Below are 20,995 nucleotides of genomic sequence, written 5' to 3' on the forward strand. Positions count from 1 at the left end.
CCGGATGGCCACCTTGCGGGCCGCCGCGCAGCGGCGGTTTGGGGTGGGGCGGGTTGGCCGTGGGGCGAGGGGGTGCTCTGCCCAGGGTCTCAGCAGGCGGCCGCGGTCGAGGTGCCGTCGTTCCTGCGTGGACGTCTCGACGCGGGGTGCACGGGCGGGTGGGTGGGAGGCATCCGCCGCGAAGCGGCGGGGAGGGGCGCCTTCGGCCGCCCGAGCCGGACAGCCGCCCGCCCGCCAAGGCGCCCCCGCCAAGCCAAGGCGCCCCCGCCAGCTTCAGCTCAGGATCACGCTCCGCGTCAGGTTCCGAGGGCGGTCCGGGTCGTAGCCGCGGGATTCCGCCAGCGCCACCGCGAGCCGCTGCGCGCGGATCAGGTCCGCCAGGGGGTCCGTCTCCTGGCGGGCGACCAGTTCGCCGCCCACGCGGGCCACGTCACCCGCGAGGCCCTCCGGAAGCTTGCCGAACATCCATGCCACGCGGCCGGGACCGGTGATGGAGATCGGACCGTGGCGGTACTCCATCGCCGGGTACGACTCCGTCCACGCCCCCGCCGCCTCCCGCATCTTCAGCGCCGCCTCCAGGGCCAGTCCGTACGTCCAGCCGCGGCCCAGGAACGTCCACTGCTCCGCCCCGACCACCGCCGGCGGCAACGGCTCCGTCACCGCGAGTTCCGCGTCGACCGCCGCCTCGGCCACCGACTTCACGCCGGGGATGTCGCCGAGCCCGGCCCGCAGGAAGGAGAGCGCGGTCGTGGCGAAGCGGGTCTGGACGACCGACTCCTCGTCCGCCCAGTCCAGGACGGCCACCGCGTCCGCCGCGTCCATGACCGGCGTCTTCGGATCGGCGGTCAGCGCGACCGTCGGGACCGTGCCCTTCAGCTGCCCGAGGAGTTCCAGGACCTCCGTCGTCGTGCCGGACCGGGTGATCGCCACCACCCGGTCGTAGCGCCGCCCGGACGGGAACTCCGACGACGCGAAGGCGTCCGTCTCCCCCTGCCCGGCGGCCTCGCGCAGCGCCGCGTACGCGATGGCCATGAACCACGACGTCCCGCACCCGGTGACGGCCACCCGCTCGCCCGGCTCCGGCAGTCCGTCGAACGATGCGGCCGCCTCCGCCGCCCGGTGCCAGCAGGCGGGCTGAGTGGCTATTTCTGCTGCGGTACGCGACATGCGCCAAGGCTCCTCGTCAGTGCGGAACTGTTTCGGGACTTCGGACGTGCTCGGACTGCTCGGACTGCTCGTGAACGTGACGTGCATAGCAGCCAGGGCCTCCGCAGAGCAACGGCCCTCCCCCCACCGGAGCCCGTTGCACAAGTGATACTCGGGTGGTGTAGACCTTGTGTCCGGACTCGGGAGAAACTCGCAGTTCAACAGTGCTGGGACGCAGAAGCCCCCAGTAAGTACGCGGAAGCGATGAGGGTGGGACAGCTGTGCAGCGGCGCGTGACAGGACTGACCGCGGCGGTGGCCGCACTGGGCATGGCGGGCGTGCTCGCCGGCTGCGGCGGTCCCGGCGACTCCGGCGACGTCACCCTCAAGCTGGTGGCCGCCGACTACGGCGACTCCGCGGCGAACAGCTCCAAGAAGTACTGGGACAAGGTCGTCGAGGGCTTCGAGAAGGACAACCCCGGCATCAACGTCGAGGTGACCGTCCACTCCTGGAACGACGTGGACCGCGAGGTCAAGGAGATGGTCAAGAAGGGCGAGGCCCCTGACCTGGCGCAGATCGGCGCGTACGCCGACTACGCCGCGCAGGACAAGCTCTACGAGGCCGACGAACTCCTCTCCATCGCCACCCAGGCCGACTTCCTGGCCCCGCTCGCCCAGGCCGGCGAGGTCAACCGCATCCAGTACGGCATGCCGTTCGCCTCCTCCACGCGCCTGCTCTTCTACAACACCAAGCTGTTCAAGGACGCCGACCTCACCCCGCCGCAGAGCTGGAGCGAGCTGCAGAGCGACGCGAAGGCCCTCAAGGCGCGCGGCGTGAAGATCCCGTACGCGCTGCCGCTCGGCCCCGAGGAGGCGCCCGCCGAGACGCTGATGTGGATGCTCAGCGGCGGCGGCGGTTACACCGACAACGTCGGCTCGTACGACATCGACTCCAAGCAGAACGCGAAGACGTTCTCCTGGCTGCGCGACGAGCTCGTCGGCAAGGGCCTGACGGGCCCGACGCCGCCCGGCGAGATGAACCGCGCCGAGGCGTTCGCCGCGTTCTCGCGCGGCGAGGTCGGCATGCTCAACGGTCACCCGACGCTGATGAAGATGGCCGCCAAGAAGGGCGTGAAGTTCGGCATGGTGCCGGCGCCCGGCATCAACGGCAAGGCGCGGGCCACGATGGGCGTCGCCGACTGGATGATGGCGTTCAAGCAGAACGGCCACCGCAAGGAGGCCGGCAAGTTCCTCGACTACGTCTACAGCAAGAAGAACGTGCTCGACTTCTCCAACGAGTACGACATTCTCCCCGTGACGACCTCCGCGTCCGAGACGATGGCCAAGGACCGCGGCCACACCGAGCTGGGCAAGTTCCTCAACGAGCTGCCGACCTCGCAGCTCTACCCGGTGGGCAAGACGTCGTGGGCGCAGGTCTCGGCCGACATCAAGAAGCAGATCGGCAGGACCGTCGGCAAGAACGGCAACCCCTCCTCGACCCTCGCCCAGATCCAGAACAAGGCGGCGTCCGCGGAGAACGCGGAATAGCGTGGGTCGTATGACCGACCACGAACCCGGCCATGAACTCTCCGATCAGGGGCTCTCTGATCGGGGACTCTCCGATCGGGATCGCGCCGTCCTCGCCCTGGAGCGGCGCTCCTGGCCGGGCCCCGGCGCCAAGGAACGCGCCGTCCGCGAGGAGCTCGGCATGGTGCCGGTGCGCTACTACCAGCTCCTGAACGCCCTCCTGGACGACCCCCGGGCCCTCGCGCACGACCCGATTACGGTCAATCGGCTGCGCCGGGTGCGGGAGTCACGGCGCGAAGAGCGCTGACGCGGTTAAGGTCGGGCCCATGGGTGACTCAACGTACGCGCAGTCCGACCGGCCCGGGCGTCCCGGACTGCCCGAGCCCGTGACGCCCGCGGGACGCGACGGCCTCGCCGCACTCCTCGCGCGGCCCGAAAGGTCCGTCGTGGCCCTCGACTTCGACGGCACGCTCGCCGCGATCGTGCCCGACCCCGAGCAGGCCCGCGCCCACCCGGACGCCGTGCCCGCGCTGGCCGCGCTCGCCCCGCGGCTGCGGTCCGTCGCCGTGGTCACGGGCCGCCCGGCGGGCGTCGCCGTCCGCTACGGCGGCTTCGCGGGCGTGCCGGGGCTCGAACACCTCGTGGTCCTCGGGCACTACGGCGCCGAGCGCTGGGACGCGGTGACCGGCACGGTCCACGCCGCCGAACCGCACCCCGGGGTCGCGGCCGTCCGCGCCGAGCTGCCCGGGTTCCTCGACACGATCGGCGCCTGGCGCGGCACGTGGATAGAGGAGAAGGGGCGGGCCGTCGCGGTCCACACGCGCCGCGCGCAGGATCCGCAGGCCGCCTTCGAGGCGCTGCGCGAACCGCTCGCCGAGCTGGCGCACCGGCACGGCCTGATCGTCGAACCGGGCCGCATGGTCCTGGAGCTGCGCCCGCCGGGCATGGACAAGGGCGTGGCCCTCGCCGCGTACCTCCGTGAGGTCGGCGCGGAATCCGTCCTCTACGCGGGCGACGACCTCGGCGACCTCCCCGCCTTCGCCGCCGTCGAGAAGCTCCGCTCGGACGGCGTGGCGGGCCTGCTGGTGTGCAGCGGCAGCGCGGAGGTCGCGGAACTGGCGGACCGCGCCGACCTGGTGGTGCCAGGACCCCTGGGCGTGGTGGGCCTGCTGTCGTCCATCACAGAGCACCTGAACTGACCGGACGTGACGTGAAGCCCTACAGCGCCCGCAACTGGTCCAGGAACCACTGCGCCGGCGGCAACGCCGTAGCCGCCGCCGCGAGCCGCTTCGTCCGCTCCGCCCGCTCCTCGACCGGCATGGACAGCCCGGCGTGCAGCGCGGCGGCCGTCGCCGTCACGTCGTAGGGGTTGACCGGGATCGCGTCGTCGCCCAGCTCCTCGTACGCCCCCGCCTCCCGCGATAGCACCAGCGCGCACCCCTCGTCGGAGACGACCGGCACCTCCTTCGCGACGAGGTTCATGCCGTCGCGGATGGGGTTGACCAGCGCCACGTCCGCGATGCGGTATGCCGCGAGCGAGCGGGCGAAGTCGTCGTCCACGTGGAGGAGCACCGGCGTCCAGCCGGGCGTGCCGTACTCGGCGTTGATCGACTCGGCGACGCGCGAGACCTCCGCGGTGTAGTCGCGGTACACCGCGAGGTCCTGCCGCGAGGGGTAGGCGAAGGCGACGTGGACGACCCGCTCCCGCCACTCGGGGTGGGTGTCGAGGAGCTCGCGGTAGGCCAGCATGCCCCGCACGATGTTCTTGGACAGCTCCGTCCTGTCCACCCGTACGATCGTCTTGCGGCCCTCGCCGACCTGCTCCCGCAGCGTCGCCATCCGCTCCTCGACGTCGTCCCGCCGCGAGCGCTCCCGCAGGAAGTCCGCGTCGGCGCCGAGGCCGTGCACCCCGACGCGCGTCCCGGACGTCCCGCCGAGCAGCCGCACACAGCACTCCGTGAAGGCGTCCGCCCAGCGTCCGGTCAGGAATCCGAGCCGGTCCGCGCCGAGCATCCCGCGCAGCACCTGTTCCGCCACGTCGTCCGGCAGCATCCGGAAGTAGTCGGCAGGCGCCCACGGGGTGTGCGAGAAGTGGCCGATCCGCAGGTCCTCGCGGAGCTCGCGGAGCATGCCCGGCACCAGCGTCAGGTGGTAGTCCTGCACGAGGACCGCCGCCCCCGGGGCCGCCTCGGCCGCCAGCGCCTGGGCGAACGCGCGGTTGTACGTCTCGTACGCCTCCCACTGCGCGCGGAACTCCGGGCCGAAGGCCGGTTCCAGGGGGGTCTGGTACAGCATGTGGTGGACGAACCACAGGACCGAGTTGGCGATGCCGTTGTACGCCGCCGCGTGCACGCCCTCGCGGGAGCCCGCGTCGATGTCGAGCATCCGCACGCCCGGCTCGCCGACGCCGCGCCGCACCGCCTCCCGGTCGCCCTCGCCGAGCGCCGCGCACACCCAGAGGGCGTCCGCCTCGTCGCCGATGGCGCTCAGCCCGGAGACGAGACCGCCGCCGCCGCGTTTGGCGGTCAGCTCGCCGTCCTCTGTGACGGTGTACGAGACGGGGCCGCGGTTGGACGCGACGAGTACCTGTGCTTGCGCTGCTGCTGTTCGGGGCTCGGGGACCATGTGGCAAAACGTAGCCCGTCCCGGGGCCGGGCAAACGTACGACCGGAAGCGGTCACGCCACGCGCCGGTGCGCGTACTCCGCGATGCCGGCCATCGGCGGCCGCTCCTCCGTGTCCACGGCGTGGGTCCGCGGCACGAATCCGTGCTCGCCCCGCTCGAACTGCGTCAGCTCCGGGCGTACGAGATGTCCGCGCGCGAGCCGCAGCTGCGCCGTCCGGTAGATCGCCGCCGCCATCCGCCCGAGCGCCTGCCCGTCCTGGTGGCGGTGCTTGCGCACCCCGACGTCCACCTGCGCCAGCGCGTCCAGGCCGACCGTGTGCAGCGCGTCGACGAGCAGCCCCAGTTCCACGCCGTACCCGACGGGGAACGGCAGCCGCTCCAGGAGCGACCTGCGGGCCGCGTACTCGCCGCCCAGCGGCTGGACGAAACCGGCGAGCAGCGGCCAGTGCATGTTCAGCAGCGGCCGCGCCATCAGCTCGGTCACCCGGCCGCCCTGGCCCGCGGCCTCGCCGAGCGGACGGTCGTACATCGCCTTCACGAAGGCCACGTCCGGGTCGGTCAGGAGCGGGCCCACGATCCCCGTGACGAAGTCCGCGGAGAACTCCCGCAGATCCGCGTCGACGAACGCGACGATGTCCCCGCTCGTCACGAGCAGCGAACGCCACAGCACCTCGCCCTTGCCGGGCAGCGGCGCGATGCGCGGCAGGATCTCGTCCCGGTGGACGACCTCGGCGCCCGCCTCCCGCGCCACCCGCGCCGTACGGTCGGACGAGCCGGAGTCGATCACCACCAGCTCGTCGACCAGCGGAACCCTCTCGATCAGCTCGCGGCGGATCTCGGAGACGATCGCGCCGACCGTCTCCTGTTCGTCCAGCGCGGGCAGCACGACGCTCACCGTCGCGCCGGACGCGCGCTTGGCGGCGGACAACCGGTCCAGCGGGCGGTCGGCGACGGACCACGAACGTCCGTTCAGCCAGCGCTCGACCTCTTCCAGCACGGTCAGGGTCCTCCCATATGTGATCCATCTCGCGGTGCGGACGACTATCTCAAGGGTCCAGGGCTTCGGTTACAGTCTTGAACAACGCCGGTGACCATCGCATGTCGGGGTCGCTGCCGCGTTCGAGATCGACAACCACGTCGAGATCGACAACTGAATCCCATAATCGAATACCGCTCATCCAGAGGGGCAGAGGGATACGGCCCGTTGAAGCCCCGGCAACCCTCCAGCCGGTCTCGGACGCGATCAAGTGATCAGCGCCGCGAGGCTCCCGGCTAGGGAAGGTGCCAATTCCGTCTCGCGGCGAGATGCGCCGCGGGGAAGATGAGGAGAAAGGGCCTCCCCTCCATGGCTGTGCAGACTGTCGCCACCGAAACCCCCGCCACGACCGTTGACCTCGGTCCCGCCTCGGGTCTCTCCTGCCGGGAATGCGGCACCAAGTTCCCGCTCGGCCCGATCTTCGCCTGCGCCGAGTGTTTCGGCCCCCTCGAAGTCGCGTACGACCTGCCCCTCGGCGACCCGGAAGCCCTCCGCAAGCGGATCGAGGCCGGGCCCGCCAACATCTGGCGCTACGCCCCGCTGCTGCCCGTCCCCGCCGACGTCGCCGACAAGCCGAATCTCAACCCCGGCTGGACCAAGCTCGTCAAGGCCGACAACCTCGCGCGTGAACTCGGCGTCGAGCAGGGCAAGTTGTTCGTCAAGGACGACTCCGGCAACCCCACGCACTCCTTCAAGGACCGCGTCGTCGCGCAGGCCCTGGAGGCGGCGAGGGCCTTCGGCTTCACCACGCTCTCCTGCTCCTCCACCGGCAACCTCGCGGGCGCCGTCGGCGCCGCCGCGGCCCGCGCCGGCTTCCGCTCCTGCGTGTTCATCCCGCACGACCTGGAGCAGGGCAAGGTCGTCATGGCCGCGGTCTACGGCGGTGAGCTCGTCGGCATCGAGGGCAACTACGACGACGTGAACCGCTTCTGCTCCGAGCTGATCGGCGACCCGCTGGGCGAGGGCTGGGGCTTCGTCAACGTCAACCTCCGGCCGTACTACGGCGAGGGTTCCAAGACCCTCGCGTACGAGATCTGCGAGCAGCTGGGGTGGGAGCTGCCCGACCAGCTGGTCATCCCGATCGCCTCCGGCTCACAGCTCACGAAGATCGACAAGGGGCTCAAGGAGCTGATCGCGCTCGGCCTCGTGGCGGACAAGCCGTACAAGATCTTCGGTGCGCAGGCGGAGGGATGCTCTCCGGTGTCGGCCGCCTTCAAGGCGGGCCACGACGTCGTACGCCCCCAGAAGCCGGACACCATCGCCAAGTCCCTCGCCATCGGCAACCCCGCCGACGGGCCGTACGTCCTCGACATCGCGCGCCGCACGGGCGGCGCCGTGGAGGACGTGAACGACGAGCAGGTCGTCGACGCGATCAAGCTCCTCGCGCGGACCGAGGGCATCTTCGCGGAGACCGCCGGGGGGGTGACCGTGGGCGTCACGAGGAAGCTGGTCGAGGCGGGGCTCATCGATCCCTCGCTGACCACGGTCGTGCTGAACACAGGAGATGGCCTGAAGACGCTGGACGCCGTCGCTGAGACGTCGCAGGCCACTGCCACGATCCGGCCCAGCGTCGAGGCGTTCCGCGCCGCGGGGCTTGCCCGTTAGCCGCCGTAGGGCCTGAGCTTTCCTTCCGACCTGAACTACCGAGGTGAACCCATGAGCGTGAACGTCCGGATTCCTACCATCCTCCGCACCTACACCGGCGGCAAGGCCGAAGTGGCCGCCGAGGGGGCGACCCTGGGGCAGGTCATCGCCGACCTGGAGAAGAACCACACCGGCATCGCGGCCCGCGTCCTGGACGACCAGGGCAAGCTGCGCCGCTTCGTCAACGTGTACGTGAACGACGACGACGTCCGCTTCGAAAAGGGCCTGGAGACGGCCACCCCGGACGGCGCGGGCGTCTCGATCATTCCGGCGGTCGCCGGCGGATGATCCGTTTCCGCAGGCTCCCTGCATAACCCCCATTGCCCCCTCCGGGAGAGAAACGGAGGGGGCAATTCTGCATGGTTGAGCGCGGTACAGTTGGGAAAGGCGCTTCACCGTTTGTGCCGAGTGCATATACGAAGTCGGCCCCGAGTCGACAAGAAGCAGCCAAAGCGAGCCGCCCCTTTGAGCCCTACGTGGCATTTGCCCGGCCCGACTTGCCCTGGATCCCGGTGAATTCTCCGCATATTCCCGATCAGGCGTGCCCAGAATTCTCGTCCGATTGACCTGTTGCAGAGGGCAGTTGGACAGATACATTCAGCGGCGGTCGACGCGTTCCGGCGCACACCCCCATCCATTGGGGGGTGAGGTCTGACCCGGGTCCGCGAAGTGCGGTCCTGTGCAAGGGCCAGTAATAGGGGAGTTAGGCATGGCTCAGGGCACCGTCAAGTGGTTCAACGCGGAGAAGGGGTACGGCTTCATCGCGGTCGACGGTGGTGCGGATGTTTTCGTCCACTACAGCGCGATCCAGATGGACGGTTACCGCACCCTTGAAGAAGGTCAGCGAGTCGAGTTCGAGATCTCGCAGGGCCAGAAGGGTCCGCAGGCGGACATGGTCAAGCTCGCCGTCTAGCTCGGCGCGATCGACCACCGAAGCAAGCATCGTGAGGGGCTCGTATCCCATCGGGGTACGGGCCCCTCGTGTGCGTCCGCGCTCCCCGCGCGGCTCCCCCGCGCGGGGCGGATCTGGCGGGAGCACCTTGCACTCGTGGGGGTCGAGTGCTAATCATTGGGCTTAGCACTCTCCCAGTGAGAGTGACAGAACTTGGATCGGGTCGGTGAGGTCCGTAGGCCGGGTGGGGCAAGGAACCACACGGCAGGCAGACCGTCCGTCGCGGGCACCAGCACGGTCCGTTTGCCTGCTTTTCCTTCCCCAGGCTCTTAACGAGACTGGGGGAGACCCCATTCGTCCGGGAGGACCACTTCACATGGCCAAGATCATCGCGTTCGACGAGGAGGCACGGCGCGGCCTCGAGCGCGGCATGAACCAGCTCGCCGACGCCGTCAAGGTGACCCTGGGCCCCAAGGGTCGCAACGTCGTCCTCGAGAAGAAGTGGGGCGCCCCCACGATCACCAACGATGGTGTGTCCATCGCCAAGGAGATCGAGCTCGAGGACCCGTACGAGAAGATCGGCGCCGAGCTGGTCAAGGAGGTCGCGAAGAAGACGGACGACGTCGCCGGTGACGGCACGACGACCGCGACCGTCCTGGCCCAGGCCCTGGTGCGCGAGGGTCTGCGCAACGTGGCCGCCGGTGCCAACCCGATGGCCCTCAAGCGCGGCATCGAGAAGGCCGTCGAGGCCGTCTCGGGCGCCCTGCTCGAGCAGGCGAAGGATGTCGAGACCAAGGAGCAGATCGCTTCGACGGCCTCCATCTCCGCCGCCGACACCCAGATCGGCGAGCTCATCGCCGAGGCGATGGACAAGGTCGGCAAGGAAGGCGTCATCACCGTCGAGGAGTCGCAGACCTTCGGGCTCGAGCTTGAGCTCACCGAGGGCATGCGCTTCGACAAGGGCTACATCTCGGCGTACTTCGCCACCGACATGGAGCGTATGGAGGCGTCGCTCGACGACCCGTACATCCTGATCGTCAACTCCAAGATCTCCAACGTGAAGGACCTCCTTCCGCTCCTGGAGAAGGTCATGCAGTCGGGCAAGCCGCTGCTGATCATCGCGGAGGACGTCGAGGGCGAGGCGCTGTCCACGCTCGTCGTCAACAAGATCCGTGGCACCTTCAAGTCCGTCGCCGTCAAGGCCCCGGGCTTCGGTGACCGCCGCAAGGCCATGCTCGGCGACATCGCCATCCTCACCGGTGGCACCGTCATCTCCGAGGAGGTCGGCCTCAAGCTGGAGAACGCCGGTCTCGACCTGCTCGGCCGCGCCCGCAAGGTCGTCATCACCAAGGACGAGACCACGATCGTCGACGGCTCCGGTGAGAGCGACCAGGTCCAGGGTCGCGTCAACCAGATCCGCGCCGAGATCGAGAACAGCGACTCGGACTACGACCGCGAGAAGCTCCAGGAGCGCCTGGCGAAGCTCGCGGGCGGCGTGGCCGTCATCAAGGCCGGTGCCGCGACCGAGGTCGAGCTCAAGGAGCGCAAGCACCGCATCGAGGACGCCGTTCGCAACGCGAAGGCGGCCGTCGAGGAGGGCATCGTCGCCGGTGGTGGCGTGGCCCTCATCCAGGCCTCCGCCGTCTTCGAGAAGCTTGAGCTCGAAGGTGACGAGGCCACCGGTGCCGCCGCTGTGAAGCTGGCCCTTGAGGCCCCGCTGAAGCAGATCGCGGTCAACGCCGGCCTTGAGGGTGGCGTCATCGTCGAGAAGGTCCGCAACCTGCCCATCGGCCACGGCCTGAACGCCGCGACCGGTGAGTACGTCGACATGATCGCCGAGGGCATCCTCGACCCGGCGAAGGTCACGCGCTCTGCCCTGCAGAACGCCGCGTCCATCGCCGCGCTGTTCCTCACCACCGAGGCCGTCATCGCCGACAAGCCGGAGAAGGCGGGCGCCGCCCCGGCCGGCGGCGGCATGCCGGGCGGTGACATGGACTTCTGATCGACCTCTGGTTGATCGACGTCCCGTACGTTCCGAGGGCGGCACTCCTTCTCACGAAGGGGTGCCGCCCTCGGGCGTTTCCGGATGATGGATGACGGATTACGGGCTACGGCAGCCGGTCCATGATCCAGGTGCAGAGCTCCTCGGTGACCAGGGTGTGGCCTTCGTTCTCGGAGGCGCAGCGGAACTCGTCCAGCTCGCTCAGCTCCTCGTCGGCGGCCGTGACCGGCTCGTACAGCTTCTCGTGGGTGTCGATGTCGCGCAGGGCGATGGCGCTGACCGTCGGGACGAAGCAGTGCGCGCGGATGTCCGCCTCGGAGCCGAGGCCGATGAGCGCGGGGATCTTGTTCAGCTCGTCGGCGAGGATGCCGAAGCCCTCCAGGGTGCCGCCCGGCGCGCCGTCGATCTCCGGCAGCCCCGAGGTGCGGATGCGGGGCTTGCGCAGCGTCACGACCCTCAGCTGCGCGACGAGCTGGTCCTCGCCCGCGGACTGGATGTGCAGGTGCGTGCCGGTGATGGCCAGGCCCTTGCCGTGGAAGGCCTTCTCTCCGGGGCGGACGCCGTTGCTCTGCCCGATGCGTACGCCGTTGGCCACGCCGATCTTCTTCGGCCGCGCCGGCCAGCCGCCGACCCGGTCCAGCTCGGCGAGGAAGGTGCCGCGCTCCTTGTCCGTCTCGGGGAGGTCGTCCCACTCGGCGATGTGCTGCCACAGCAGCTGGCGGGCCGCCGGGCTGTTCATCTGGTCCGAGAACGCCGCGTTGAGCCGCCGGATGTAGTGCGCGAACGACTGGAGGGCGAGGGGGATCCAGGCGCCGCGGTGCGGACTGTCGTAGGAGAAGTAGAGGGCGGTCTGGTGGTCGTTCTCCTCGCCGCCGTCGTGCTCCATCTTGGCGAGCGCGTACCGCGTGACGAGGCCGCCCATGCTGAAGCCGCCGACGGTCAGCGGGTGGTTGCCGTTGCGCCGGGCGATGGCTTCCTGGATGGCGGCCCGTGCGACCTTGGCGTTGTCGAGGATGGAGGCGCCGCGCTCGTCGAAGCCGAGCAGGATGACGTCGTAGCCGCGCTGCCGCAGGGCGCTGACGAACGGATACGGGCCGCGCTCCAGGATCTCCCAGGAGTAATCCAGCTCGCTCGGGCCCGAGTTGAAGCCGTCCCCGAGGATGACGGGGCGGGTCAGCCCCCGCTCCCGGTCGGCGAGATACACCCAGGCACGCCCTTCGGGCAGCGTCCACTCGTCGTCCGGCTCGGGCGCGGCGGCGGGGGCCTCCCGGGCCTCCCGCGGTCCGGGGGCGAGGGTGACGCGGGCGGCGGCCCCGAAGGCCTCGGAGATGTCCCGGGCGTCGGCTTCGCTGAGCGGGTCGGGCTGGGCGGGTCGGCCGGGCTGGGCGGGCTGGTTGGGGTCGGTCATGAGGGTCCCCTCCGGTGGTGCCGCTTGGTCGGCGCGTGATGGCGTACGCGCGCCGGTGCCGTTCGTCGCGCCATCTTGGGTACGCCGGTCGGCCGCCGACAGTCGGCCGGGCCCCTTTCGGACAGCGCGGCTTCGGCCGTTTACGGGTGGGGCGGGTGGGGAGCCGGCTTCCTGGCCAGGGGCGCGCGGGCGACGGCGGTCGAAAAGCGGGCGGGCTTCGACGGCGCGTCGGCCATCGAGGCGGCCGGGCCGGTCGGGATCCGCCCGCGGAAGCGGGGGAAGTATGTCGCGAAGGCGACCGGGCGACCTCGGTGACCGCGTACCTCAAGGAGCTTCCTCTTCGCGTCTGCGTCCGGACTCACAGGCCGCGGTACACATCGCGGAGATTGCCGACGTGGACAACGAGGATCACCAGGACGTCGTTCTGGATCTCGTAGACCACTCGGAAGCTTCCGACGCGTAGCCGGTACAGCCCGTCGTGGCCGGTGAGCTTCTTGGTGTCGGTGTCATCGCGATGCGGGTCGTCCCCGAGCGATGCGAGGGCCGTCAGAACGCGCAGAGCCTGTTGCCGGTCGATGGAGCGGAGCTGACGCTGAGCGTGAGTGGTGAAGCGGAAGGCATACTTCACGCGGCGTCGCCCTCGGCTTTGCCGCTGCCCTTGCCGTCGCCTTCGAAAAGGTCTGCCAGGAGTTCGGCCATGCCGACGGTGGGGTCGTCGCGGTGCCGCTCGGCCTCGCGTGCCGCGAGTTCGTCGGCGGCTTCATCCAGCGCGTCCAGTACCTCTATGGGCACCAGGGCCGCTACGCGCTTCCCCTTGCGGGTCAGCACGGTCACCTCGCCGGCCTCGGCTCTGTCGACGACCTCGGCGAGGTGGGCACGGGCTTCCCGGATGGTGACGTTCTCGCTCATACCACTAGTGTACGCGTGGACGTGTACACCTGCGCTCCGAAGCCGCGGGCTCAGCTCGCGCGGGCCTTGTCCAGGGCCGCTCGCAGGTGGCCGTTCGACGTGGTGAGGAGGTGCGCGGCCGTAGGGGCGTCGACTTCGCCGAGGATGGTCAGGATGGCGTTCTTCACCTCGCCGTCCGTCGCGGCCAGCGCGGCCTCGATCTCCTCGTCGGCGGCGCCCGTGGCGAGGGCGACGATGCGGCGGGAGCGGGCGCGCAGTTTCTCGTTCGACGCGCGTACGTCCACCATGAGGTTCCCGTAGGTCTTGCCGAGGCGGATCATGGTGATCGTCGACAGCATGTTGAGTACGAGCTTCTGGGCCGTGCCCGCCTTCAAGCGCGTGGAGCCCGTGAGGAGTTCGGGGCCCACGACGACCTCGATGCCGTGCTCGGCGGCCGCCGCGAGCGCGCTGTCCGCGTTGCAGGAGAGGCCGATGGTGAGCGCGCCGTAGCGCTTCTTCGCGTGCTCCACGGCGCCGATCGCGTACGGGGTGCGGCCCGAGGCCGAGACGCCGACCACCACGTCGTCCGCCGTCAGCGGCAGTCCGTCCAGGTCCTCGGCCGCCAGGTCCTTGCGGTCCTCCGCGCCCTCGACCGCCCGCACCATGGCGCTCGGGCCGCCCGCGATGAGGCCGACGACCTCGCTCGGGTCGGTGTTGAACGTGGGCGGGCACTCGGAGGCGTCGAGCACCCCGAGGCGGCCCGCCGTGCCCGCGCCCGCGTAGATCAGCCGGCCGCCGCGGGCCATCCGCTCGGCGGTGCCGTCGATCGCGGCGGCGATCGCGGGCAGCTGCTCGGCCACGGCCGCGGGGACGGTCGTGTCCTCGCCGTTCATGATCCGCGCGATCTCCAGGGTGTCCAGCCGGTCGATCTCGGACAGCTCCGGGCGGAACGCCTCGGTGGTGAGGGCGGCGAGCTGGGCGCGCAGCTCGCCGTAGTTCTCGGTGGAGGAAGTCATGGCGTTGGTGGCTCTTTCGTATCCGGTGGGAGTGGCGTCAGCGGGGGCCGCGCTGGCTGTGGCGGTGCGCGAGTGCCTCGTAGGAGGCGGCCAGCGCGGGGGCCGCCGTCTCGTACGTCCGCTGGGCCACGCCCACGAACAGGCAGTCCACGACCAGGAGCTGGCTGGTACGGGACGACATCGCGGCCGGCCTCAGCTCGCTCTCCCGCGCCGTGGAGGTGGTCAGTATGTGGTCGGCGTACTGCGAGACCGCGCCGTCGGGACGGCCGGTGATCGCTACCGTGGTGGCCCCGTGTTCGAAGGCGACCCGCAGCGGCTCGATGACGTCACCCGTGGAACCGGAGTGGGTGATCGCGATCGCCACGTCCTTGGCGCGCAGCGTCACCGCGTTGGTGACGGCCAGGTGCGGGTCGGAGTGCGCGTGTGCGATGTGGCCGATGCGCAGCAGCTTCTGCGCCAGGTCCTGGGCGACCAGGCCGGAGGCGGCGACGCCGTAGATCTCCACGCGCCGCGCGGTGGCGAGCGCGGCGACGGCGGCGCCGAGCTGCACGGTGTCGAGTGCGGCGGCGGTGTCGGCGAGGGTCTGCTGCTCGTCGTAGGCGAGTTTCGCGACGACGTCCGCGATGGGGTCGTCGACGGCGATGTCCGCGGTGACGGCGGGCGCCCGGCCGGACTGCTGGTGGGCGGCGAGTCCCGCGAGGGCGAGGCGCAGGTCGCGGTAGCCGGGATAGCCCAGGAGGCGGGCGGTGCGGACCACCGTCGCCTCGCTGGTGCCGGTGAGCTCGGCGAGGCCGGTGACCGTGAGGGCGGCGCAGCCGGCGGGGTCGCCGGCGACGGCTTCGGCGACGCGCTGCATGGAGCGGGTCATCGTCGGCGCGAGCGTCCGCACCTTGGCCGCGAGGGCGGCGGGGGCCGGGGGTGCGGTGCCCGCGAAAATTTCCTTCACTTCATTGGTCACGTCTGGAAGGTATTTTCAGGGCGCGGCGTGGTCAAGGCGTGGGGGTGACAATGGCTGCATGGACACGATCGACCCCTTGGAGCAGGCGTTGCACGCCGCCCGCGCACTTGTTCTCGCCGATCTCGTCGCCCGTGAGGTCGCCGAGGCCGAGGTCGTCTCGCTGGTCGAGGAGTCGGTGGCGCACCGCCGCTGGTGGGTCGAGCAGTGGCCCGAGGGCATCGACTACGTCGCCGGGCTCGTCGCCCAGGACGTACAGGACGCGCTGCTTGAGCGGCACGGGCGGTGGCCGCTGTGCCCCGTGTGCGGCTCGGGCGATCCGCACGCCCTCGAAGTGGAGCCGGAGCTGGGACCCGACCCGCACTGGGTGTGCGGCAAGGCGGGTGTCGTCGTCGCCCGGGTGGGCAGCCTGACGTGACGGTCTACATCGATCCGCCGACCTGGCCGGGCCACGGCCGCATGTGGTCCCACCTGATCAGCGATGTCTCGTACGAGGAGTTGCACGCGTTCGCGGCGTCCATCGGCGCCCCGTCGCGCGCCTTCGACCACGACCACTACGACATTCCGTCCCACCGGTACGAGGACGCGGTGCGGGCGGGGGCCGTGGAGGTGGGCTCGAAGGAGCTGGTGCGGCGGCTCACGGGGGCGGGGCTGCGCAGGCCCAAGGGGCGGCCCGCCTGAGCAGCGGCGCACCGCGCGTGAGCGACCAGCGCCACGTCGTGGAACGACCACGACGGCCCTGACCCGTGAGTCCGCCCCCGCCGCCACCGCGGGCGGAGGTCGCGCCAACTTTAGGTCCGGGTAGGGTTATTGGGGGTGCCCTCGGTGGGATCCGGGGAGGTGGAGAGGGGTGCGGGGCCGGGCGACGCCGTGGCGGACGCCGTCACCACCCGGCTCGCGCCGGAGCTGTGGTGCAGCCGCAGCGACAGAGCCACCGCCACGATCGCCGCCGCCGTCATCGCCGCACCCGCCCACGCCGTCGCCGCGTACCCGAAGTCGAGGTCGATGACCGTGCCGCCGAGCCAGGGGCCGCCCGTGTTGCCGAGGTTGAACGCGGCCGTCGTGGTCGCGCCCGCCAGGGTGGGGGCGGCGCCCGCGACGTTGAACATACGGGCGTTCAGGGCCGGGGCCGTGTAGAACGCGGAGACTCCGAGGAGGAACGCGAGCGTGATCGCGGCGGCCGGGGTGGCGGCGAACAGGGCGAGGGAGACGAGGAAGACGGTGGACGCGGTGATGCCGCTGAGCAGCACCCCGAAGAGGTGCGCGTCCGCCACCCGGCCGCCGATCGCCGTACCGACCAGGGCGCCGGCGCCGAAGAGGCCGAGGATCGTCGGGACCCAGCCCTCGGAGAGGCCCGCCACGTCCGTGAGGAGCGGCGACAGGTACGAGAACGCGCAGAAGACGCCGCCCGCGGCGAGCGCCGTGACCGTGATGGAGAGCCATACCTGGCGGTCGGCGTAGATGGAGAGTTCCTTCTTCAGCCGCGGCTTCTCGGCGGGGAGCGGGATGCGCGGGATGAGCGTGAGGACGCCGACGAGCGCGACCGCGGAGGCCGCGCCGACCGCCCAGAACGCCGAGCGCCAGCCGAGGTGCTCGCCGAGGAAGGCACCGGCCGGGACACCGAGGACGTTCGCGATGGAGAGGCCGCCGATCATCACCGCCATGGCGCGGGCGCGCTGGTTGAAGTCGACCATCGCGATGGCGACGGCGGCGCCGACCGCCCAGAACCCGGCGCAGGCCAGCGCGCTGACCACGCGGGACGCGAAGAGAACCGCGTACGTGGGTGCCAGGGCGCCGGCGACCTGGCCGAGGCCGAAGACGGTGATGAGCGCGATGAGCGTCGTACGGCGCGGCAGACGCAGGGTCGCCACGGCCAGCAGGGGCGCGCCGATGACCATGCCGATGGCGAAGGCGGAGATGAGGAGGCCCGCCCGGGGGATGGAGACGTTCATATCGTCGGCGATGGGCGGCAGCAGCCCCGAGAGCATGAACTCGCTCGTACCGAGGGCGAAGACGGCCAGGCCGAGCATGTAGACGGCTATGGGCATGCGGGCGGTGCGGGGCGGCATGACAAGGACAAACGTTCTGGCGGCTGCGGGCATTCCCTGGACCGGGCCGCCGCCTCGCGGCAAGTGTCTTCCCACCCACCCGGCCGTTTACCCCGCGTCGAGCTGCGAGGCGGGAGCCGGGTGGGTGGGAGCCCCCGTTGGTTCGCGATGCGCTAGCGCATGGTCATCCTTCCTGCCAGTCCACGCTGCCGACGCCCGTGCCGCCGAAGCAGCGCGCGCTCGACACGTTCGACTCGCCCGGCTTCAGCGTCTTCCAGGCGCCCCGGGCGTCCGGCCAGGCCCCGCAGACCACCACGGCGCGGAAGGCCCGCACCACATTCGTGTTGTTCTTGCAGTGCGCGTGACCCGTCCAGCCGTCCGTGTCCGTGCTGCACGTGAGGATTCTGTCGGCCATCGCCCGACCCGGCGGTGCCGCCGCCGCACTCGGTGCGACGGCGGCAACCGGCAGCGTCGCGGCGGCCGCCACGGTGGCGAGCCTGAGGGCGGGACCGGTGAAGCGGCGCGGCTTGGTCTTGTTCATGTGTCTTCTCCTTCTCAGGTGCTGGCTCGGCGTGCGGGCGCGCATCGCCGTCTGCCCTGCTGATGCTTCCGCGTCGCTCTGTCACGCCGGTCACTCGACAGTCACTCAACAGTCACTCGACACTCACTTGCCGTGATGGGAATATGACGGAACGTGACTGGGGGGTGAGGGAGACGGAGTTCGAGTACAGGATTCTGGGGCCGCTCGAAGTGCTGTCCGACGGCAGGCCCGTGGCGATCCGGGCGGCCAAGCAGCGGGCGCTTCTGGCGTCGCTGCTCGTGGACGCCAACAGTGTCGTCCCCCTCGACACCCTGATCGCCCGGCTCTGGGACGACCCGCCGGACGGCGCACGCAACGCCCTGCAGAACTATGTGCTGCGGGTGCGCCGCACCCTGAGTGGCGGCCCGGCCGGTGGGCCGATCCGCACCTGTGCGCGCGGGTACGTCATCGACGTACCCGAAGAGGCCCTGGACCTGCACCGGTTCGACGCCCTGGCCGACCGCGCCCGAGCCGCCGCCGCGGCGCACGCGGCCGAGCGGGCCTCGGCGCTGCTCGGCCGTGCGCTGGCGCTGTGGCGCGGGGAGCCGCTGTCGGACGTACCGTCGGAGCGGCTGCGCCTGGAGGTCGTCCCCGCGCTGAACGAACGCCGGCTGAGCGCGCTGGAGCTGCGCACCGACGCCGAGTTCCGGCTCGGGCGGCACGCGGACGCGCTGCCCCGCCTGCGCGAGCTGACCGCCGCGCATCCGTTGCAGGAGCGCTTCTGGGCGCAGCGCATGCTGGCGCTCTACTGCTCGGGCCGCCAGGGCGAGGCCCTGGACTGCTACAGCACCGTCAGCGCGCTGCTCGCCGACGAGCTGGGCGTCGACCCGGGCGCCGAGCTGCGACGACTCCACCAGCAGATCCTCACCGCCGACCCCGCCATGACCGCACAGGCGTCCACGGTGTCGTCGGTGTCGTCGGTGTCGCTGGAGGGCCCGCGGGCGAAGGGCAATCTCCCCGCCGAGACGACGACGTTCGTAGGCCGCGAGGCCATGCTCCGCAAGACGTGGAAGCTGCTGGAGAGCGCCCGTCTCGTCACGCTGACCGGGCCGGGCGGGGTCGGCAAGACACGGCTGGCGCTGCGTGCGGCCGCCGAGGCGGTCGAGGCCGTCGACACCGCCTGGGTGTTCCCGCACGGCGCCTGGCTCGCCGACCTCGCGCCGCTGACCGAGCCGCGGCTCCTGGACCGCGCGGTCGCCGAGGCGCTCGGCCTCCCCGACCACTCCATGCGCCCCGGTACGGAAGTACTGGTGGAGCACCTGAGGGAACGGCAGCTGCTGCTGGTCCTCGACAACTGCGAGCACGTCGCCGAGGAGGCCGCCCATCTCCTGGGCACCCTGCTGAGCGCGGCCCCGGGCCTGCGCGTGCTGGCCACGAGCCGCCAGGGGCTGCGCGTCCCCGGGGAGTATCTGCTGCCCGTACCACCCCTGGCCGTCCCCCAGGGCCGGGGCGCGGCACCGGTCCTGACGCGCTGTGAGGCCGTGCGGCTGCTCGCCGACCGCGCCGAGGCATGCGCCCCGCACTTCCGGATCACCGCGCGCAACCAGGAGGCGGTGAGCCGCCTCTGCCGCCGCCTCGACGGCATTCCGCTGGCCATCGAACTGGCCGCCGTCCGCCTCGGCACACTCTCCGCCGAGGAGATCCTCGAACGCCTCGACGACCGGTTCCGCCTCCTGTCCGACACCGGGGCGCGTACCGGTCCCCGGCACCAGCGCACGCTGCGTGGCGTCGTCGACTGGAGCCACGACCTGTGCGACGAGCGGGAACGGAGACTGTGGGCGGGCGTGTCGGTCTTCTCCGGCGGCTTCGACCTGGCGGCGGCGGAGGCGGTGTGCCCGGACGAACCGGGCGACGAGACCGTGTCCTGCCGGGACTTCGGGCAGGAGGGCGCCTCCTGTGGGGGCGCCTCCTGGGTCGAGCCCGCCCACAGGGACGGTTCTCCCGCCGGAGGCTTCGTCGTGGGCGGGCCGGCGCGGGAAGATGTCGTGGACGTGCTGGCCGCCCTCGTGCACAAGTCGGTGCTCACCGTGGACACCACCGGTTCGCCCGCCCGGTACCGGATGCTGGAGACCCTGCGGCAGTACGGGCAGGGGCGGCTCCCGGAGACGGGGCGGCGGGTGCCGTTGCGGCGGCGGCACTGCGCGTATTACGGGGGCATGGCCGCGACGGCTGCCGCGCAGTGGTGCGGGCCCGGTGAGGTGGCGTGGCTGTCACGGCTGCGGCTGGAGTCGCCGAACCTCCGGGCGGCCCTCGACTTCAGCGTCTCGGGGGAGGGCGACGCCACGGCCGGGCTGGAGATCGCCGCGAACCTCACCCGTACCCGGTATTGGTTCTTCAGCAGCTCGCTCGGCGAGGGCCGGCACTGGCTGACCCGCGCGCTGGAACTCACCCCCGACGCCCCTGTCCCGCTGCGGACCTGCGGTCTCGCCCTCGCCGCCTGGATCGCCCTGTGCCAGGGGGACCAGCCCGCCGCCGAACGTCTCCTGGCGGAGGCCGTGCGGCTCGGCGGGGCCGTGGAGGACGGCGTGACCCCGGCCGTACTGGCGTACATGGAGGGCGCCTTCGCCTTCCTCGTCCGCGGCGACGCCGACTCCGTCGCGCTCCTCGCCCACGCCAGGGAACGCTTCCGGGCGGGCGGGCAGGTGGGCGACGCGCACATGGCGACCATGCTCTGGGCCATGGCGTTGGCCTTCCTCGGCGAGCGGGAACCGGCGCTGGCCGCCGGACGGGCGTACGTGACGGAGGCCGACGCGTACGGCGCGGGCTGGGCGCACTCCTGGGCCCTGTGGGGCATGGGTCTCGCGGAGCTCCGGCACGGGGACCCCCACCGAGCGGTGGGTCTCTTCCGCGACTCCCTGCGCAGGCAGCGGGGCATCGGCGACCGCTGGGGCCCCGTATGGGGAGTGGAGGCCATGGCCTGGACGGCCGCCGCCACGGGAGACCACGGCCACGCGGCTCGCCTGATGGGAGCGGCATGCCGACTCCTACGGACGACGGGCGTCGCCCTCACGGGCCTCAAACCACTCCACGACGCCCACCTGAAAGCCGAACACCAGGTACGCCACGCCCTGGGCGACGGGGCCTACATGGCGGCCTTCGCGGAAGGCGCGGGAACGAGGGACCCGGTCCGCCTGGCACTGGGCGGAAGGTGAGCCGCCCCAGAGGAAGGCCCCCCAGGGGCGCGGGGAACTGCGCGCCCGGCCACAAGAAACCCGCAGATACTCACAGA

At 71.2% G+C, this 20,995-nt stretch carries 20 protein-coding genes and 1 riboswitch; of the genes, 10 read left to right on the forward strand and 10 right to left on the reverse strand.

From position 1 onward, the window contains the following. Positions 1-273: 273 nt before the first annotated feature. Complete coding sequence (locus tag ACWDVB_RS36185; protein ID WP_451519062.1) at positions 274-1,167, reverse strand: SIS domain-containing protein; 894 nt, start codon at positions 1,165-1,167, stop codon at positions 274-276. 260 nt (positions 1,168-1,427) lie between these two features. On the opposite strand from ACWDVB_RS36185, the gene ACWDVB_RS36190 reads away from it, so the two are divergent. The 3 genes from ACWDVB_RS36190 to otsB are packed head-to-tail and all read left to right on the forward strand — an operon-like array spanning position 1,428 to position 3,871. Next, positions 1,428-2,693, forward strand: coding sequence for an ABC transporter substrate-binding protein (locus ACWDVB_RS36190; RefSeq protein ID WP_451519063.1), 1,266 nt, complete (start codon positions 1,428-1,430; stop codon positions 2,691-2,693). Positions 2,694-2,703: 10 nt separating this feature from the next. Further along, on the forward strand, positions 2,704-2,979 hold the full coding sequence (locus tag ACWDVB_RS36195) for a DUF3263 domain-containing protein (RefSeq protein WP_451519064.1): 276 nt from the start codon (positions 2,704-2,706) through the stop codon (positions 2,977-2,979). A gap of 19 nt (positions 2,980-2,998) precedes the next feature. Then, positions 2,999-3,871 carry a trehalose-phosphatase gene (otsB, locus tag ACWDVB_RS36200; protein ID WP_451519065.1) on the forward strand — a complete coding sequence of 291 codons (873 nt, stop codon included), beginning with the start codon at positions 2,999-3,001 and terminating at the stop codon, positions 3,869-3,871. Between the two features lie 19 nt (positions 3,872-3,890). Here otsB and ACWDVB_RS36205 read toward each other — a convergent pair whose 3' ends face one another. Together ACWDVB_RS36205 and ACWDVB_RS36210 are read right to left on the reverse strand one after the other, a co-directional pair. Beyond that, positions 3,891-5,297 (reverse strand): alpha,alpha-trehalose-phosphate synthase (UDP-forming), encoded by a 1,407-nt coding sequence (locus tag ACWDVB_RS36205; RefSeq protein WP_451519066.1) that lies wholly within the window; start codon positions 5,295-5,297, stop codon positions 3,891-3,893. 52 nt (positions 5,298-5,349) lie between these two features. Further along, a complete protein-coding gene (locus tag ACWDVB_RS36210; protein WP_451519067.1) occupies positions 5,350-6,294 on the reverse strand; it encodes a glucosyl-3-phosphoglycerate synthase in 945 nt (314 codons plus the stop codon). A gap of 174 nt (positions 6,295-6,468) precedes the next feature. Further along, positions 6,469-6,625, forward strand: a riboswitch (SAM riboswitch). A gap of 17 nt (positions 6,626-6,642) precedes the next feature. On the opposite strand from ACWDVB_RS36210, the gene thrC reads away from it, so the two are divergent. From thrC to groL, 4 genes are all read left to right on the forward strand, one after another. Then, entirely contained in the window at positions 6,643-7,938 is a 1,296-nt protein-coding gene (gene thrC, locus ACWDVB_RS36215; protein ID WP_451519068.1) for a threonine synthase, read from the forward strand. 51 nt (positions 7,939-7,989) lie between these two features. After that, positions 7,990-8,265, forward strand: coding sequence for a MoaD/ThiS family protein (locus tag ACWDVB_RS36220; protein ID WP_451519069.1), 276 nt, complete (start codon positions 7,990-7,992; stop codon positions 8,263-8,265). 421 nt (positions 8,266-8,686) lie between these two features. Continuing rightward, positions 8,687-8,890 (forward strand): cold-shock protein, encoded by a 204-nt coding sequence (locus ACWDVB_RS36225; RefSeq protein WP_005315736.1) that lies wholly within the window; start codon positions 8,687-8,689, stop codon positions 8,888-8,890. A gap of 355 nt (positions 8,891-9,245) precedes the next feature. Continuing rightward, the gene (gene groL / locus ACWDVB_RS36230) at positions 9,246-10,871 is read left to right on the forward strand and encodes a chaperonin GroEL (protein WP_451519070.1); all 1,626 of its coding nucleotides are present in this window, start codon (positions 9,246-9,248) and stop codon (positions 10,869-10,871) included. A gap of 106 nt (positions 10,872-10,977) precedes the next feature. On the opposite strand, the gene ACWDVB_RS36235 is transcribed toward groL, so the two are convergent. The 5 genes from ACWDVB_RS36235 to ACWDVB_RS36255 all read right to left on the reverse strand — a co-directional run bounded on the left by ACWDVB_RS36235 (position 10,978) and on the right by ACWDVB_RS36255 (position 15,141). Continuing rightward, a complete protein-coding gene (locus tag ACWDVB_RS36235) occupies positions 10,978-12,279 on the reverse strand; it encodes an esterase/lipase family protein (protein WP_451519071.1) in 1,302 nt (433 codons plus the stop codon). 358 nt (positions 12,280-12,637) lie between these two features. Next, positions 12,638-12,907: a type II toxin-antitoxin system RelE family toxin gene (locus tag ACWDVB_RS36240; protein ID WP_451519072.1), complete on the reverse strand. Its 270-nt coding sequence runs from the start codon at positions 12,905-12,907 to the stop codon at positions 12,638-12,640. After that, positions 12,904-13,188: a type II toxin-antitoxin system Phd/YefM family antitoxin gene (locus tag ACWDVB_RS36245; protein ID WP_451519073.1), complete on the reverse strand. Its 285-nt coding sequence runs from the start codon at positions 13,186-13,188 to the stop codon at positions 12,904-12,906. The genes ACWDVB_RS36240 and ACWDVB_RS36245 overlap by 4 nt, the downstream gene beginning before the upstream one ends. A gap of 50 nt (positions 13,189-13,238) precedes the next feature. Next, the gene (gene murQ / locus ACWDVB_RS36250; protein ID WP_451519074.1) at positions 13,239-14,183 is read right to left on the reverse strand and encodes an N-acetylmuramic acid 6-phosphate etherase; all 945 of its coding nucleotides are present in this window, start codon (positions 14,181-14,183) and stop codon (positions 13,239-13,241) included. 37 nt (positions 14,184-14,220) lie between these two features. Next, the gene (locus tag ACWDVB_RS36255) at positions 14,221-15,141 is read right to left on the reverse strand and encodes a MurR/RpiR family transcriptional regulator (RefSeq protein ID WP_451519075.1); all 921 of its coding nucleotides are present in this window, start codon (positions 15,139-15,141) and stop codon (positions 14,221-14,223) included. A gap of 58 nt (positions 15,142-15,199) precedes the next feature. On the opposite strand from ACWDVB_RS36255, the gene ACWDVB_RS36260 reads away from it, so the two are divergent. Continuing rightward, complete coding sequence (locus tag ACWDVB_RS36260) at positions 15,200-15,556, forward strand: hypothetical protein (protein ID WP_451519076.1); 357 nt, start codon at positions 15,200-15,202, stop codon at positions 15,554-15,556. Then, positions 15,553-15,819 (forward strand): DUF4031 domain-containing protein, encoded by a 267-nt coding sequence (locus ACWDVB_RS36265; RefSeq protein WP_451519077.1) that lies wholly within the window; start codon positions 15,553-15,555, stop codon positions 15,817-15,819. The genes ACWDVB_RS36260 and ACWDVB_RS36265 overlap by 4 nt, the downstream gene beginning before the upstream one ends. A 110-nt stretch (positions 15,820-15,929) precedes the next feature. Here ACWDVB_RS36265 and ACWDVB_RS36270 read toward each other — a convergent pair whose 3' ends face one another. Both ACWDVB_RS36270 and ACWDVB_RS36275 read right to left on the reverse strand, forming a co-directional pair. Continuing rightward, complete coding sequence (locus ACWDVB_RS36270) at positions 15,930-17,186, reverse strand: Cmx/CmrA family chloramphenicol efflux MFS transporter (protein WP_451519092.1); 1,257 nt, start codon at positions 17,184-17,186, stop codon at positions 15,930-15,932. Between the two features lie 184 nt (positions 17,187-17,370). Then, the gene (locus ACWDVB_RS36275) at positions 17,371-17,727 is read right to left on the reverse strand and encodes a hypothetical protein (protein ID WP_451519078.1); all 357 of its coding nucleotides are present in this window, start codon (positions 17,725-17,727) and stop codon (positions 17,371-17,373) included. Positions 17,728-17,870: 143 nt separating this feature from the next. Here ACWDVB_RS36275 and ACWDVB_RS36280 point away from each other — a divergent pair, with 143 nt between their 5' ends. Beyond that, positions 17,871-20,918: an AfsR/SARP family transcriptional regulator gene (locus ACWDVB_RS36280; RefSeq protein WP_451519079.1), complete on the forward strand. Its 3,048-nt coding sequence runs from the start codon at positions 17,871-17,873 to the stop codon at positions 20,916-20,918. Positions 20,919-20,995 lie beyond the last annotated feature (77 nt).

The organism is Streptomyces sp. NPDC003379 (genome assembly GCF_053589195.1).